This is a genomic window from Paenibacillus xylaniclasticus, from assembly GCF_004001065.1.
Lineage (GTDB): Bacteria > Bacillota > Bacilli > Paenibacillales > Paenibacillaceae > Paenibacillus_T > Paenibacillus_T xylaniclasticus.
Map to the genome: position 1 here is coordinate 55,346 of NZ_BIML01000015.1, position 15,964 is coordinate 71,309.

The 15,964-nt window shown below is 52.9% G+C and carries 16 protein-coding genes; 8 read left to right on the plus strand and 8 right to left on the minus strand.

All coding sequences use genetic code 11. From position 1 onward, the window contains the following. The first annotated feature begins 114 nt into the window (after positions 1–114). From bioA to PXY01_RS14770, 5 genes are read left to right on the plus strand one after another with little or no spacing between them, the layout of a single operon-like run. Positions 115–1,503, plus strand: a complete 1,389-nt coding sequence (bioA, locus tag PXY01_RS14750; RefSeq protein ID WP_373864297.1) for an adenosylmethionine--8-amino-7-oxononanoate transaminase — start codon at positions 115–117, stop codon at positions 1,501–1,503. Then, positions 1,500–2,351, plus strand: a complete 852-nt coding sequence (gene bioD, locus PXY01_RS14755; protein ID WP_127570789.1) for a dethiobiotin synthase — start codon at positions 1,500–1,502, stop codon at positions 2,349–2,351. Before bioA ends, bioD begins: the two co-directional genes overlap by 4 nt. Further along, positions 2,317–3,492 carry an 8-amino-7-oxononanoate synthase gene (gene bioF, locus PXY01_RS14760; protein ID WP_127570790.1) on the plus strand — a complete coding sequence of 392 codons (1,176 nt, stop codon included), beginning with the start codon at positions 2,317–2,319 and terminating at the stop codon, positions 3,490–3,492. The genes bioD and bioF overlap by 35 nt, the downstream gene beginning before the upstream one ends. Positions 3,493–3,496: 4 nt before the next feature. Then, the gene (locus tag PXY01_RS14765) at positions 3,497–4,279 is read left to right on the plus strand and encodes an alpha/beta fold hydrolase (protein WP_164744440.1); all 783 of its coding nucleotides are present in this window, start codon (positions 3,497–3,499) and stop codon (positions 4,277–4,279) included. After that, the gene (locus PXY01_RS14770; protein ID WP_164744441.1) at positions 4,263–5,201 is read left to right on the plus strand and encodes a methyltransferase domain-containing protein; all 939 of its coding nucleotides are present in this window, start codon (positions 4,263–4,265) and stop codon (positions 5,199–5,201) included. The genes PXY01_RS14765 and PXY01_RS14770 overlap by 17 nt, the downstream gene beginning before the upstream one ends. A 54-nt stretch (positions 5,202–5,255) precedes the next feature. On the opposite strand, the gene purU is transcribed toward PXY01_RS14770, so the two are convergent. Both purU and PXY01_RS14780 read right to left on the minus strand, forming a co-directional pair. Beyond that, entirely contained in the window at positions 5,256–6,155 is a 900-nt protein-coding gene (gene purU, locus PXY01_RS14775) for a formyltetrahydrofolate deformylase (protein WP_127570793.1), read from the minus strand. A 58-nt stretch (positions 6,156–6,213) separates the two neighbouring features. After that, complete coding sequence (locus PXY01_RS14780) at positions 6,214–7,341, minus strand: deoxyribonuclease IV (RefSeq protein WP_127570794.1); 1,128 nt, start codon at positions 7,339–7,341, stop codon at positions 6,214–6,216. 99 nt (positions 7,342–7,440) lie between these two features. Between PXY01_RS14780 and PXY01_RS14785 the strand changes: the two genes are divergently transcribed. The 3 genes from PXY01_RS14785 (at position 7,441) to PXY01_RS14795 (ending at position 9,494) form a co-directional block, all read left to right on the plus strand. Then, positions 7,441–7,875: a DUF2621 domain-containing protein gene (locus PXY01_RS14785; protein ID WP_127570795.1), complete on the plus strand. Its 435-nt coding sequence runs from the start codon at positions 7,441–7,443 to the stop codon at positions 7,873–7,875. 77 nt (positions 7,876–7,952) lie between these two features. Beyond that, positions 7,953–8,489 (plus strand): LytA/YqiH family protein, encoded by a 537-nt coding sequence (locus PXY01_RS14790; protein WP_127570796.1) that lies wholly within the window; start codon positions 7,953–7,955, stop codon positions 8,487–8,489. 111 nt (positions 8,490–8,600) lie between these two features. Then, on the plus strand, positions 8,601–9,494 hold the full coding sequence (locus tag PXY01_RS14795; RefSeq protein WP_307719386.1) for a TIGR01777 family oxidoreductase: 894 nt from the start codon (positions 8,601–8,603) through the stop codon (positions 9,492–9,494). 25 nt (positions 9,495–9,519) lie between these two features. Here PXY01_RS14795 and PXY01_RS14800 read toward each other — a convergent pair whose 3' ends face one another. From PXY01_RS14800 to PXY01_RS14825, 6 genes are read right to left on the minus strand one after another with little or no spacing between them, the layout of a single operon-like run. After that, the gene (locus PXY01_RS14800; protein ID WP_127570798.1) at positions 9,520–11,289 is read right to left on the minus strand and encodes a DUF6382 and FHA domain-containing protein; all 1,770 of its coding nucleotides are present in this window, start codon (positions 11,287–11,289) and stop codon (positions 9,520–9,522) included. Positions 11,290–11,322: 33 nt separating this feature from the next. Further along, positions 11,323–11,802, minus strand: coding sequence for an A24 family peptidase (locus PXY01_RS14805; protein WP_164744442.1), 480 nt, complete (start codon positions 11,800–11,802; stop codon positions 11,323–11,325). A gap of 8 nt (positions 11,803–11,810) precedes the next feature. Next, positions 11,811–12,731, minus strand: coding sequence for a hypothetical protein (locus PXY01_RS14810; protein WP_127570800.1), 921 nt, complete (start codon positions 12,729–12,731; stop codon positions 11,811–11,813). A gap of 10 nt (positions 12,732–12,741) precedes the next feature. Beyond that, positions 12,742–15,054: a coiled-coil domain-containing protein gene (locus tag PXY01_RS14815; RefSeq protein ID WP_127570801.1), complete on the minus strand. Its 2,313-nt coding sequence runs from the start codon at positions 15,052–15,054 to the stop codon at positions 12,742–12,744. Then, a complete protein-coding gene (locus PXY01_RS14820) occupies positions 15,047–15,748 on the minus strand; it encodes a pilus assembly protein (protein WP_127570802.1) in 702 nt (233 codons plus the stop codon). The genes PXY01_RS14815 and PXY01_RS14820 overlap by 8 nt, the downstream gene beginning before the upstream one ends. Then, a complete protein-coding gene (locus tag PXY01_RS14825; RefSeq protein WP_373864298.1) occupies positions 15,732–15,941 on the minus strand; it encodes a Flp1 family type IVb pilin in 210 nt (69 codons plus the stop codon). Before PXY01_RS14825 ends, PXY01_RS14820 begins: the two co-directional genes overlap by 17 nt. Between the last annotated feature and the right edge of the window lie 23 nt (positions 15,942–15,964).

The following is a 15,964-nucleotide window of genomic DNA, read 5'->3' on the forward strand; positions in this document are numbered from 1 at the left end:
TCGCGACAAGGCTCCAGCCTCAGCTCTTTACACATCCTGTGTCATTTGCTACAATAGCAAAAATTTTATTTGTTAACCAATGTGTTTATTTTATGGTTAACAATAGAGAGGAGCGTGGCAGCGATTTTATCCCCATTCCTTACTTCATCTTCCTACGAACGGCTCGCCGAGCTGGACCTCAAGCATGTATGGCACCCTTTTACCCAAATGAAGCAGTACAACGAGGAGCCTCCTCTCATCATCGCAAGGGGCGAAGGAGTCCGTCTCTACGACATGCACGGCCGAGCCTACTATGACGGATTCTCCTCGGTATGGCTGAACGTACACGGTCATAACGTCCCGGAGCTAAATAAGGCGATTACCGATCAACTGCAGCTTATTGCCCACTCTACCTTGCTTGGCATGGCGAACGTGCCGTCTATTGAATTAGCCGCGCAGCTTGCGGAGCTATCTCCACGAGGGCTGACGAAGGTATTCTATTCGGATTCCGGCGCTGCCGGCGTCGAAATCGCTTTGAAGATGGCCTTTCAGTATTGGCATAACAACGGCGTACGAGGCAAAAGCTCCTTCATTACGATGAAGGACGCCTATCATGGCGATACGATCGGGGCAGTCAGTGTCGGCAATATTGGGCTTTACCATGACGTTTTCCGTCCGCTGCTGTTTCATTCCCATACCGTGCCCTATCCGAACGGGTATCGCAATCCGCTCGGGCCGGAGCATGCTATGGCGGATACGCTGGAGGCATTGGAACGTGTACTGCGAGAGCACTCCTCCGAGATTGCCGCGCTTATCGTTGAGCCAATCGTACAAGGGGCAAGCGGCATTATCGTCATGCCGGCAGGCTGCCTGAGCGCCATCGCGGCTCTATGCCGACAATACGATGTGCTGCTTATTGCCGACGAAGTGGCGACTGGCTTCGGACGAACCGGCCGCATGTTCGCATGCGAGCACGAGAGCGTAACCCCGGACCTAATGGTCGTCGGCAAAGGGCTGACGGGCGGTTACTTGCCGGTTGCGGCGACGCTGGCGACCGAGCAAATCTATAACGCTTTCTACGCGGATTATGAGGAGCAGAAAACTTTTTTCCACGGCCACTCTTTCACCGGCAACCCGGTCGGCTGCGCCGTCGCGCTGGAAAGTCTGCGACTTCTGCAAGCCAGGTCGCTCGTTGAATCGGTCGATGCCAAAGGCAGTCTTGTCGCAAGCCGGCTGGCTCCGCTACTTAACCGGCCGCATGTTGGCGATATACGTCACCAAGGATTGATGCTCGGCATCGAGCTGGTTGCGAATACGCATACGAAGGAGCCTTACCACTGGAATGAACGAATCGGCTTGCGCGTCGCCCGCCGCGCCCGTGAGCTCGGCCTGCTGACGCGCCCGCTCGGAAACGTCATCGTCCTCATCCCCCCTCTTGCCAGCACCGATAGCGAGCTTATGGATATGGCGGATATGCTCTCGGAAGCCATCATAGACGTAACCGAGCGCGGGTGGAAACGATGAACCGTGCAGGATACGACCGGAGCTTGCAGCCGTTAGCGCACCGGAGAGGCTTCTTCATTACCGGCACCGATACCGGCGTTGGCAAAACAGTTGCGGTAGCGGGACTTGCAGCCGCCCTTCGCGAAGAAGGCATATCTACCGGAGTATGGAAGCCGGTTCAGTCCGGCGGGCAGATTGGCAGCGGAATCACCGATGCGGAACGGCTTATTCGAGCCGCTGGTTTAAGCGAAAGTCCTTTCGAAATATGCTCCTTCTCGTTCGAGGCGCCTGTTGCCCCTGTGCTTGCCGCGCTTCCCGGTTCGCCGCTTACGCTCGCCAAAATCATCGATTCCGGAAGATCGTTATTCCACACCTACGATACGATGATCGTCGAAGGTGCTGGTGGGGCAGCTGTACCACTGACGTCCGACGATACCGTCACCGAGTTAATGGCAGTTCTCGGCCTCCCTGCGCTTATTGTCGCCCGTTCGGGACTTGGCACCGTAAACCATACCCTCTTGACGGCAAGCTGGCTTCAGTATTGCGGCATCCAGGTCGCCGGCGTACTGCTTAACGATGGCGCCGATCCGCTGCTGCGCGAGGACCTAAGCGTAGAGCGCAATGCTTGTTTAATCGAACGGTATGGCGGAATTCGCGTCTGGGGTAGACTGCCTGCTGAATTGCCGGAGGATGACCCTTCCGCGCTAGCGTCAGCGGTTCGCGCGGCTATCGATATACCGGCGCTGGTTACATTTATGAATCAAGAGGCTGTGAGCGCTGGCTCATGGACACCGACAGCAATACTTCGGTTCATTGGGAAGGAGGCTTCTATGCATGCAATGGATGGAACAGCCGCTGGCGGAGCTTAATAGCCAGTCGCTGCTGCGGACGATTCACCCTTCCAGCTCTATAGGCGGCACAGCGGGGAGAATCGTTCGAGATAGGCGGGAGCTGCTTGATCTGTCTTCGAATGACTATCTTGGCTTGTCACAGCATACCGCAATTAAGGAAGCGATGATTCATTCGCTGCAGGAGGAAGGCTGCGGCGCAGGCTCCTCTCGGCTGATTAACGGTAACCGAGAAGGATATGCGCAGCTGGAAGAAGCACTTGCGCAATGGCTTGGCGCCGACACCGCCGTTGTGTTCGGCAGCGGCTACATGTGCAACATCGGTACAATCGCGGCGTTGGCGGGTCGCGGGGATGCTGTATTCAGCGATCGGCTCAATCATGCCAGCATCGTAGACGGCATTCAATTAAGCCGGGCCGAACATATTCGCTATCGACATAACGATATGGACCATTTGGAGAGCTTGCTTAAAAAGCATGAAGGTGCAAGAAGAAAATGGATCGTCACAGACGCCATATTTTCGATGGACGGCGACGCTGCCCTGCTGCGGGAGCTCGTTGAGCTGAAGCATCGTTACAACGCGGGATTGATCGTCGACGAAGCGCACAGCGGAGGCATGTATGGCGCAGAAGGTCAAGGGCTTGCGGCGGAGCTTGGATTATCGGAGCATATCGACGTTCATATCGGCACATTCAGCAAGTCGTTCGGAGTATACGGAGCTTATGCAGCAGGCACCTCCACTCTTCGGCGCTGGCTCATCAACAAGGCACGACCTCTTATCTATTCGACCGCTCTCCCCCCATCTGTCATTGCAGGAGCCCGGCAGGCGCTTAAGCTAATCCGACACGACAGGGAGCAAGCGGACAAGGTTCGCCAGCTGGCGCTATCCTTTCGAGAAACGTTGAGTCGTGCCGGCCTTACCGTGATCGGAAGATCGGATTGTCCGATCGTTCCGGTTATAACCGGCGATCCGGAGACAGCGGTCCGCTTTCGTGACGAGCTGCTTCAAGAAGGGATCGCCGCTTCAGCGATCCGAACGCCAACTGTACCGGCCGATGCTGCCCGTGTCCGATTCTCACTGTCCAGCGCTCATACCAGACAGGAGCTGCAGCAAGCTGCTGCCGCAATCATCGGCATCGCAGGCCGAATTGGATTGGGGTGACCTCATGGGCATAGGCTTACTATGGCTGCCAGGCTGGTCATTCGGAGGCGAAGTGTTTCAACCTCTGCGTACGCATATACCTGAGTCGACTGCTAATCATATCGTTAATTATTCCGCTGTAGCAAATACCGAACAATTTTATCGTTCAACCATCGCTGGCGCTAAGAAGCTTCGATCGATACTTGATTCTTATGAGGCACCTGCGCTAATTACAATTGGTTGGTCGCTTGGCGGTATGCTGGCGCTTCGGCTCGCAGCAGATGGGCTTGTCGACGGCGCTGTCATCATATCAGCCGGGGCGAGATTCGTCCGTCCCGAGCAACGCGGCGCAGCTTCGATGAGCGGCTGGGATATACGCCAACTGCAAAGAATGCGAACCGCACTGGCATCGAACCGCGATAGTGTCGAAGCCCGTTTCCGCTCAATCGCACTCGATGCTGTTCATGCAGTCGATGCCGCTCCCCGAGGCGGCATCGACAAGACGATTCAAGCTGTGCCTGACGTTTCTTTAACGACAAGGTGGACCGATACGGCGCTGGACGCTGGTCTGCAATTGTTGATGAAGAAAGATTTGAATTCACTGCTTCCGAGCATCCAATGTCCAATTCTTATTATTCATGGTGCAGATGACATCATCTGTCCCGCCGACCATTCTGCACGCTTACTGACGAGTATTCCACATGCCGAGAGGTTGCTGCTTGAAGAGGCAGGTCATGCACCATTTCGATCTCAGCCGGCGGTCGTTTCATCAGCTATTCGGAGGTGGCTTCATGCCCAGCTATCATGACCGGATCAAGCGGCAGTTCGGACGAAGTGCGCAAGAACGATACGATCGCAACGCTCGTATTCAACTGAGTATGGCGGCGATGCTCTCGGAACGTACTTACGAGCAATACTTTCGCTGCAATCATCCTGCTCCTCACCGAGTTTTAGAAATTGGGTGCGGCACGGGCACGCTGACCGCCTTGCTCGCCCGGATGCCAATCCTGCAGAACAGCTGCATAACTGCCATCGACATCAGTGCCTCAATGCTGGCTGAAGCCAGCCGCAAGCTAAGTACAGCATGCCCGGATGCGATCAGCCGAATCCATTGGATCGAAGGAGATGCCGAACAATGGGCAGCCGATCAAGTGTGCAACGTCCATCTTGATAATCGACAGACAAGATATGCGCCCTACGATCTTGTTCTATCGAACGCTTGCTTTCAATGGTTCGTTCAGCCTGCGCGTACGCTCGCTGCCTTGCATGAAACGATAAGCCAAGGCGGTTTGCTTGCTTTTACAACCTTCGGCCCGCGCACCATGCACGAGCTGCATACTTCATTCCGGCACGCTTATGAGCGACTTCATTTGTCTTATCGCCATCACGGCTTAACCTTTCTCCCGCTGTCGTCGTGGCAGAATATGCTCCAAGAAGCAGGCTTTCGTCTAGTTGATGCCGTCTCACTGGAGCAGGTCGAGAGGCATCGCTCCGTACCTGCTTTTCTGCACACAGTCAAAGCAATCGGAGCGAGTGTATCGTCCGCAGAAGTCAACAGCTTCACTTCAAAGGTCAGCACCATGCGCAAACTGTTTCACGAGATGTACCGAGTCTACGAGTCTCTATTCCCTGCTTCATGCGGAACAGGCATTACCGCAACCTACGAAACCCTAATGCTTGTAGCAGTAAAAGACGGCGGCGTGCAGCAAGCAGTATCGACCATAAATTAAAACTGCCCTTCAAGCCAATTCAGCTTAAAGGGCAGTTCTCATTCAAAACGCTTTCTAATTAAACACGACCGTCTTGTTCTGATGGACAAGAATCCGGTCCTCCGTATGCCACTTCACTGCGCGCGCCAATACGACACGCTCAATCGTCCGGCCGATCCGTTTCAGATCGTCAACATTGTCACGATGACTGACACGCTGAACGTCCTGATCAATAATCGGACCGCCATCCAGCTCTTCCGTAACATAGTGAGCCGTTGCACCAATAATTTTGACGCCGCGTTGGTAAGCCTGATGATACGGCTTGCCGCCAACGAAGGCAGGCAGGAATGAGTGGTGAATATTAATAATACGGTTCGGAAATTGATCAATGAACTTCGGCGGAATAATTTGCATATAGCGGGCAAGTACGATCAAATCGACCTTATCCGCCACCAGCTCCATCTGTTTCTTCTCCGCTTCCGGCTTCGTATCCGGTGTAACCGGGATATGGTGATACGGTATGCCGAAGCTCTCTACGAGTCCGCGCATATCGTCATGGTTACTAACAACCATCGCAATCTCCGCATCCAGATCACCTGCCTGCCACTGCCAGAGCAGCTCCAGCAGACAGTGATCCTCCTTCGATACGAAGATCGCAATCCGCTTCTTGCGGCTCGCTCGGAACGTATGCCATTTCATCTCGAAACGGTCTGCGACTCGAACAAAATCCTCCTGCAGTACAGGCAGCTCACGTTCCATGTCGTTCAAATCAAATTCAAAACGGATAAAGAACATACCGCCTTCAGGGTCCATCGTATATTGATCGGACTGAACGATATTCGCCCCATGCTCATGTAAAAAATGCGACACGGCAGCTACGATACCCGGGCGGTCCGGGCAGGAGATCAGCATGCGCGCACGTTTACTCTTGTCGCCGCGCTGCTGTGACTGCTGTGGTTGATACGGTTGCTGCATGACTATCCGACATCCTTCCTCATCACTAATCATCTTTAAAATCTATTATTATCCAGGCTTACGCATTAACGAGTGCAGCCTTGCCTGCAAACCAGCCCATAAGGCGATGGTTAATTTGCTCCTCGTTCAAGGCAGGGAACAGATTATGCTCCGCAACCAGATCGTACAGACGATCCATCGGTTCCCGCGGATCCGCCTTCTTCGCCTTCGCATCATTCTTCAGCACGTCCCACACATTCAACACGTATGGACGAGCCTCGATAGATAAATCACCGAAAAACCGATGCAGCTTCTCTACATCGTCATAATAGGAGGCTCCGAACCGCTCCAAAGCATCCCCGCGCAGCAGCGCGATTTCCGCTTCGTACATCGGACGTTCCTTCTTATCCTCCTTGCCGATCCATGGCGTCTCCAGAATGAACGGACGATCGGCAAGCGCTTCATGCTGTACGACAGAACGAATGCCTTCATAGCCGATCCAGCCCGCTCCAACCGGCGCGTGGCGGTCTTTACGTGCCCCGCAAGGATTCTTGCTGTCGTTCAAGTGGACGACGGCGATCCGATTCAAGCCTACGATACGGTCGAATTCAGACAGAACGCCGTCCAAATCGTCTACAATATTATAGCCGGCATCATGAACGTGGCAAGTATCGAAGCATACCGTCAATCGCTCATTATCCCTAACTTTATCCATGATGGAAGCAATCTCATCGAAGCTGCGGCCAACTTCCGTTCCTTTGCCCGCCATCGTCTCGAGCGCGATGTTGACCTTCGTCTCTTTCGTTCCCTCAAGTACGAGGTTAAGACCTTCTGCAATACGATTAATGCCGTATTCGGCGTCCTTATCCGTATAAGCTCCCGGATGAAGCACAATATTGCTCACGCCGATATAGTCGGTGCGACGAATTTCTTCCTGGAGGAACCGTACTGCGAGCTCGAACGTGTCGTCCTTATAGGAGCCGAGGTTCACGATATAAGGTGCGTGCACGACAATCTCACCAATGTTAGCCTGCCGCATCGCTTCACGGCCTTCTTCAATATATAAAGATTCAATCGGTTTGCGCCGTGTATTCTGCGGAGCACCGGTATATATCATGAATGTGCTGGAACCATAAGATACCGCTTCTTCCGTTGCAGTCAGCAATCCTTTATCCGAAAACGACACATGGGAGCCAATTTTCAGCATGAGCGAACGCCCCTTTCATTTAATCACCCCTTATTGTACAAGCAATATCGAAATAAAGCTAGGAATACGGTATAATTCTACCAGAGGTGAAAACAATCCATGAATGGACATAGTTGGTTCATGTATTTTATTACGTTCTGGGTCGTCGTCATGGTTGGATTTATGGCGATTGGCGGTTTCTTTATGTTCCGCAAATTCCTGAAAGTGCTGCCTAAGAAGGACGGCAAATCCAAGCTCGATTGGCAAAATTATTGGGTCGAGCAAAGCCGAGGCATGTGGAGCGACGATTCCAAAGCTTTCCTCGAGGAGCTTGTATCACCCGTTCCGGGCGCATTTCGCGATATTGCCAGACACTCGATCGCTGCTCGAATCGCACAGGTCGCTATTGAGAGCGGAGATACTCAGGTTACACGCGAGCACTGCATTGAGGGCTATATCCGGGCAACGCCTAAGCGTGACTACCGGAACCTCGTCAACTTCTTGAAGAAGAAGGGAATCGACTACTCCGCCTATACTCATCTACTGAACAAATAGAAGCTAACCAAAAAAATTCCGTTTGATTTACCCCTCAACAGGGTATAGATACGGTAACATAGTCAGGGGGAAATCATATGAACCATATTACTCGTACAATTTCACAACGAAGCCGGACGCTGCGCTTAACCGCTGCATCGCTGCTCCTTGCAGCGCTGATGACGACCGCCGCTTGCGGAAACGACTCCAAGTCATCCGGTGAAGAAAGCACTGTCGAAACGGTTAATACCGGGGGTATAGAGGAAACAGCTAACGGCAACGGTGAGACGGGAGCGATTGATACCGGAACGGCTTCGCCCGAATCCGATGCTCCAGCCTCTACAGAGACAGGATCATCCAATACGTCAGATTCTAACACTCCTGCTGCTGATACATCTGCATCGTCCGCTGATCCTGCACCGCAGCAAGCAGAAGGCAGCTTTAACGGCTTGGCCGATTCTCACTCGGCCGAAATTACGACAACCGAAGGCACCTTCGTCTATCAGCTAAGTGAAGATGTCGAGGAGCAAGTGGCGGCGTTGGAGGGGAATGCCAAAGTTCGTTTTGAATATATCGAGAAGCAAATAGACGGCGGCGGCACGCAACGCTGGTTGACAAAGATCGAAGTAGAATAACATTTTCCACACCGCACGCAGTTCTGTTCCCAGCGCGCGGTGTTTCGCTGTATAACGGCGGTCGATCGACTACAATTTACGTTGATACGAGGATGTGACCATAGGTTGAGGGTGGCTGTAGCAGGTGGAACAGGATTTATCGGACAAGCACTCGTGAAAGCGCTGCTGGCCAGAGGAGACGAGCCGATCGTCGTCACGCGCACCATCCCTGAATCGTCGCGTCGGCAGCATGGCGTCCAGTACATCACGTGGGACGACGCGGATAATGCCGATCGCATCGGTCGAGTAGACGCCATTGTCAACCTTGCCGGAGAGTCAATTAACCAGCGCTGGACAGCGGCAGGTAAGCAGCGAATTGTCCAATCTCGCATTATAGCTGCGGAAGGAGCTGCGGCCATTGCAGCGGCACAACCTACTCTTCCCCGAGCTGTTGTTCATGCATCTGGTATATCCGTTTACGGTCCTTCAGATCATCGCGTATTCGATGAATCGAGCCCACCGGGTACCGGTTTTCTCAGCGATGTCGTTCAGCAATGGGAGGCAGCGGCAGATCTCATTCCAACCAGGCGAATCGTCAAGCTGCGAATTGGACTCGTCATCCATTCCAGCGGAGGGGCATTCCCTTTAATGGCGCTTCCCTATAAGCTGTTCATTGGCGGAAGGGTTGGCAGCGGAAAGCAGTGGCTGCCTTGGATTCATCTCGATGATATGGTCCGCCTTCTGCTGTTCTGCCTCGACACCGAAAGTCTTAGCGGACCAGTTAATGCCTGTGCTCCGGGTGCGGTGACGAACGAACAGTTCGGACGGGCAATCGCCCGGGCATTCCGACGCCCTCACTGGTTACCTGTCCCAGCCTTTGCGATACGCACATTGTTCGGAGAGATGTCCTCTCTGCTGCTGGAAGGCCAGCAGGCTGTACCGCGGCGGGCGGTCGAGGCCGGATTTCAATTTCGTTATTCATCCGTCGATGAAGCAATGCAGGCCATCGCCGGTAATAACCGGTGAACTTACATGAAGGTGCAGCCAGAGACTAGAGTCCGGCTGCACCTTTTACATGACGAAGCGTATAGACCGGGCCTTCGTTACCGGCAAGCTGCAGAGCATCCTCGTTCTGCAGCTTATATATTTTATAAGCGATCATCGGCATACCGTTCAGCGTCGTTCCATTCCGCGAACCAAGATCCTTCACTGAAATTCCTTCCTCACTGCTTCCGAATTCCAGATGAATGCGGGATACGCCTGGATGCTCATCTGCGTAATGCACCTTTCCTCCCGTTCTTCCAATTAAGAAAGAGGTTGAGCCTGATAAAGACAGCTTCAAAGGCTCTGTTCCCCCTTGAACCGTTCGCTCTAGCTGCCAATAACATTGCTCCTCGCCTTCGTCGCGATCACCTGTCGGATTGTTTGAATGATGCCCCATCCACACTGTAGCTTCTGAAACATGAATCGATGCAGGCGTCGACTCTTCAAGTGTGGTCCGAATGATCGAAGCGGGAGCCTGTTCAGTCTTTGAGTTCCACCCCAAGCCTCCATTCTTTACCGGGTAATCGACTGCAGACGAATGGACCGTCCGCGATCGCTTTTCCGCCTTAATGGGAACACTTTCGGCTCTTCGCTCCAATAATCTCGATTCCAGCGACCATTGAAGAGGCTGATCCACATTGTCGGAATCGTAAGCGCTGTCTACCTTTAACGATGAGCCGGCTGACATAATTACTCGGCGCCTACTGCGCCAGCCTACCATATAGGCTGTTGCAATTATTATGATTGTAGCTCCAAGACTAATAAGCAGGCGGTCATCCGACAGCTTACTCAAATATGCGTAACGCCATACTAACGCTGCCGCAATAGCCGCCGCTGCTGATGCTATCCATTTATAACGCTCAGCATTAACCGGCTGCTTGTCCCCGCTTAAATCAATAACGGGCGCACTATCAAGCTGTTCTTCAACAGCAGCCGACTCTGTCAATAGATTGTGATCAGCCGAACGGCGTAAGCTTTCACCTGTCTGCAGTGAAGCTTTTCTTTCATTAATCTGTCGACTGAGCTGGCTGGACTGAGAGGGAGATAGCTGCTGCTGAATCGGATTCGAATTCGTTCTTCGAAAGCTTTCAGCATGTACATGTTCATATCCAAGTCCATTATCATGCTTCTGTTCATTTAACACCGCTTGCAGTCCCTTCTGCTCTTGTAATGCTGGAGCTGGATGACCCGAACAACCTCCAAGCAGCTCAAGCAGTACTTTGCGTAATGCAGGTCGGACGCTCCCGTTGCTGTCTAATAGCTGCTTCAAAATCATTTGTAAGCCGACGCCGTCCAAATCCTTCACATGCGTAGACAGCTTAATCACAAGCGAAGTAATTTCACTCGCTCCATCTACTGCCTTCCTATATTCCTCATGAGGCTTCAGTAGTGGTACATACAGAAGATACACCTCATCCCATCGATCACCGATGAACAGACAGTTTTCCTTCAGCAAGCAGCATTCTGGGCGGAGCAAATACGATTTGCATGCATCAAGCGCATCTGCAATTGCCAATAGACAGATGTACAGATCTTGCATGGTCAATTCATGCAGCTGCAATTGATGCGAGAGCATCCGTCTGCCCTCTATTGCATACCGGAACGTAACATTGCCGTCAATATCAATCCACTCGACAGGCAGAAGAAAAGGAATCGAGTTGCTGCGCAGCATCTGCAGCTCCATCGCATCCAATTCTTCTCTCGTAATCGGCTGCTCACGATCCAGTATGAGCTCGTGACCTCTCATCATCCCAAAATCGATCCGGTAAGGCTCCATCAAACTTCTCCTTTCAGCTCCGTATCTCACAAATTAGCCACTATACCACCAACATGCAGCAAAGGCCGGCACGACGGCGAGCATAAATGGAAACCGATGGACGGTACGAGCCTCAGCATCGTCCTGTCTTGTTCCTCCGCAGACGAACAGACGGCCCGGCCAGACAAACAGACGGGAAAGAACGATTAGAAGCAAGCCAATCGCACCTGCACATAAAATTGAATAAAGCACTAACTCCAGTATCATTGGCACACCGAGCCATGCTCCGAGTGCAGCAAACAGCTTAACATCGCCCCCGCCGACACCCTTGAACATATACAGAAGCAATAGCGGAGCTGTTCCAGCCGCCGCACCCATTAACGACGACCATCCCCCTTGTATGCCTGAAGCTGCAAATCCGGCGATTAGGCCTACCGCGAATGAAGCAGCAGTCAATGGATTCGGGATTCGCATGCTTCGTATATCCGTTATTGAAGCGAGTATAACGAGTACTAACGCTCCTACATATGCCACCACCAGCTTCATCCTTTCTGTAAACTCTCAACAACGAATGTCCTGCCAGCTGTTACACCGCCCTCTGCCTGAACCTCCAGACTCCAAATACCAGGCGTCGTATTACCAGATACGAGCCAAGTCCATGTCGCATAGCCGTCCGCATCCGAGGTCACGGTTCCTACGTTACGTGCCCGGCTGTAGCCGCTTTTGTACAGAACGGACAACGTAAGCGGCGTATTGGGGCTCGTCCGAGCTACGACTGTCGCCTGCCTGCCGGGGCGCAAAGGCTCTGGCTCAAGCGATACAAGCTGAACGGTCAGCCCAACTGCAGCGCCCGAAGCATAAGCGGCGGACGCTGGTACCGGATCAGGTATCCATGCCCGTTCAACCGCCCGTTCTTTCAATACTAGAGCTTGCCCAGTAAAAGGGACTCGAATTGGAAAAGCATACTCTGATAACAGCTCTACATAAGCCTTCTCACCGTCCGCTGCAGATGGAAGAACAGCTTCAGACAGGGCAACCCGCCCACGCATCAGAGCGCTCGGATCAGCATGAGCCTCAAGTACAGGCAGCAATACGCTCCTGGCGCCTGCTGATGCTGCATAATCGACAATGACGCCCGTATCTCCGCGCAGCGCAGCAGAAGATAACGTTCCAATTGGCTCTGGCAGCCAGGCAGCCGCATCGGCTGCAATCTCACGCCAGGATGCAAGCTTCTGTTCCGCCGCGCCGCCCTCGCCTGCTGCAGCAGCAAGCTGCTCAGAAGCAAGGGTGAGCGGATGCCAATGCGCCGCTATCTGCTTCGCTGTCTGTGCGGATGCTGAGTGCAAAGCGATCTGCGCAGCAGACGATTGAATTATGATAACAAGTGCCGTTATGAGGAGGAGGAAGATCGGAACGACAATCGAAGCTTCTAACACTATGCTTCCAGAATCCCCCCCTCTCACCAATTCCCTCCTAGCTGTAAGAAAGACCTGCCAGCTTCGTCGTTTCATATTTGCCGTTCAACACCCTCCCTTCCAACATCCCAGAGCTCCCGAGCAGTCTCATCGCGCCAGGCAAAAATAACAGCTTCATCGAGACGTCAGCTGAAACTATAACAGCAGCCGGAGTGCGAGACAAATCCGTCCCCGTATTCGTCTCAATAACGGCCGCTATACGGGATAGCCGCTTATCCCCCCCGCCGTGAAGCAGCATAAATAAACGTAAGTAGTCGTTATACTTGATGTCGACGTGCGCATATTTAGAAAGCTTGGTCGCACCTCGCTGCTTCAGCTCAGCTAGGTCGGCCAGCGCATGCTGCGAGGCGTACATGATCGCGCCGGACAGAATCAACAGCGGATGTCCGAGCGCCCGGCTTTGGAGGAAGCCTTCGGTAAGTCGAATCGCGAACCTCAGTCCGAATATTTCTGTCAATGCAGCGCTTACGTTCGCATAAGGAGCATCCATGCCATACAGCATATATTCCACCTCCTGGTCCGCGAATGAATATGAGGGTACGGTTGATGTACCTCCTCCAACGTCAACAGCAGACCAATGCGGAGCATACGAGCGAAAACGTGCAACGACGTATTCGCCGATGTAGAACGAATTTCGAGCTCCAGTGAGCATGTCCGCCAAGCCGTCAAACAAGCCGCCCGTAAGCTTCACCGAAGCTGCTGCCTGTTCCTCGGCTCCGCCTCTTGACCTATGCACAACGTCTTCTCCCGCATCTTCAACAGCCGAATTGAACAGCCGATTCGCTTGGTAACGTGCCTGCACCTGCTTATACTGATTAAGCAGCTCCTCACTCGCTGTCACGTTAACTGATACAGTCGTTAACAATGCTCGAGCTTCATGCAGGCTAGCCTCCGCTGCTTGCATATCGCGGCGCCGTTCCGCTTCAGCCGCATCGGAGCTGTGAATTTCAGCCTCGATCTGACTGATTCGCTGACCAGGTGAAACATAGGCTTGTTGGAACGATACGTACGTGTGCTGTATATCACTTGCTGCAAGAGTCATCAGCTTCCCTGAGCCCTCATTGCCTGACAAGGCGGACTGCGAGGCATTCATGAATGAATAGGCGGCATCGGTCAATGTGTACAAGTCGTCAACTAATTGCTGCAATAAGCCGCGAATTGAAACGAACCACTCGTCATCAAAAGCTAATTGTCCAACCGAGTCTCTTATCTCTGCAATCGTCCTGCTGTCACCGGATGACCCCGTACCGTTCAGGCTCCGCTCATCGAGTGCGCCGGCAACCCGATCGTACCCTGTCGAAACGTTCGACTCAGCCTGAGCTGCCGCATGACGGATCTGCTCATTCAGCCTGTCCGCCTCCTCTAATGACTGTGCAGCGAGCTGCTGCAGCTCCTTCCCCCGCAGCCTGGCGGCATCCGCTTGAAAGCCCATTTCAGCGACTGCTGTACTTAAACTTGTTTCATACCTGCTAAGCTCTTCGCGGTAGGAGGCTAAACGTGCCTGATCCTCCTCTAGAGCTGCTGCCTCTTGCTGCAAATCAAGTTCTGCCTGCTTCGAGCCATTGCTAGTCTTGCCAATGCTTGCGTTAGCTGCTGCAGCAATCGATTGCGCAAGCGCATTCGCTCTCGATCTCGTATCAAGATAAGAGGAATAGCCAGCAGCTAGTGCAGCAGCCTGATCGCCAACAAGCTGCCCAGCCGGCAGTGATGCGATTTGTTTCATCAATGCGATCGTATGAAGGAGCTGCTGCTGCCGCTGATCATACAACTGGCTTGCCTTCGTCAGCGCCTCCGTCGCTGCAGCGGTCTCCTTCGCCAGCTGCGACATTGCACCGAGTCTTGTACCAATGTCCATCAGAAAATCGACCGGAGCCTTCACCTTCATCTCTTCTGCAATTTGCCGCTTCAGGACGTCATACTGTCCTAAGAATGAGGCGGCATCGGCTTGAAAGCGTTCCACCATGGGCGCTACAGGGCGGTAACGACCATCTGCTCCTTCATATTCCAGCGTACCGCGCAGCGTCTGTTCAACGATCGCATCGCTAGGCGTTCCGCCTCTGCCGAACAATCCGTACCGCTCGTACAGCGCCGAATCGTATGCGGACAGCACCGAGCGGACTGAGCTTCGTACAGCTTGATCCGCCATCGCATTAAGCGCCGCTACTCTCGCATAATCGATGAGAACGGCGCCGAATAAGACGACTGCCGCCGTAATTACGATGAACCAAGTCGTAACAGCACCGTACTCGCTTCGTATTACGGCAGTAACCACACCAGTCTCTGTTCGAATACCATACTTCGCCTTAACCATTAGCCGTCTTCCCTGCTGTTGTCTGAAGAGTCGAGCCCACTTCTAACAGCTTTGCTGTGCTGCCGCTTCCATTCCCGAACTTGGCTGTATAATAACGGAGCAAATCGATTGTCCGAATAAATTCCGTCGGTTCCACGATAATAGCCGAGGCTGAAGAATTCGGCTCTGACCGACCAAGCAAACGATTCAGCAGTGGAACCTCGCCCGACATTTGAAGTGTCGTCGTGATGCGTCTTGTCATAACATTTCTCACAAAACGAATTTCTCCCTGAATCCCGTCTGCATCCGACAACAACGTGGAAGTACGGGCCAATTTGCGTTCAGCAAGCGTACCAGAGCTCTCTAATCTATCCTCATTCTCGGCGCGCACCTCTCCAACCAGCACCTTCGCATCTCCCGATACATTGTCCGCTAAACCGAAAAATGACTGCAACAGCCCATCCTCACCGATACGCCAATACAGGCTGTCATACTGGTCTTCCACTACCAAGCCGGACAAAGCGTCACGATAACTGTTGTCCCATAGATATGCCGTCCGTTCAGACGATACAACCGCCGCCCCATACAGCACGGTCTTCTCATACGTATAACCAGCAAATAGAAGCATCACGATTACGATGACTAGAATGAGAGGGAGAACAAGCGTCGCTTCCAACGAATAAGAACCAGAACTGTCTCTAATTAAAGATCTCATTCGCTTGATTATCCGCCTGACCCATCAAATTGTTGACTAGCCCGATGATCCAATCCTTGAACAATAAGGCGATAATAATAATAACTGCGATAATCAATATGATCTCAAGCGTGCCGAGTCCATCTTCCTCCTTCCACAGCCTTGCTGCTTTACTTACCCATTTGCTTCTCCACAACGTCATTCGTTTTGTCACTGGACATCGATCCTTTCTAGGTT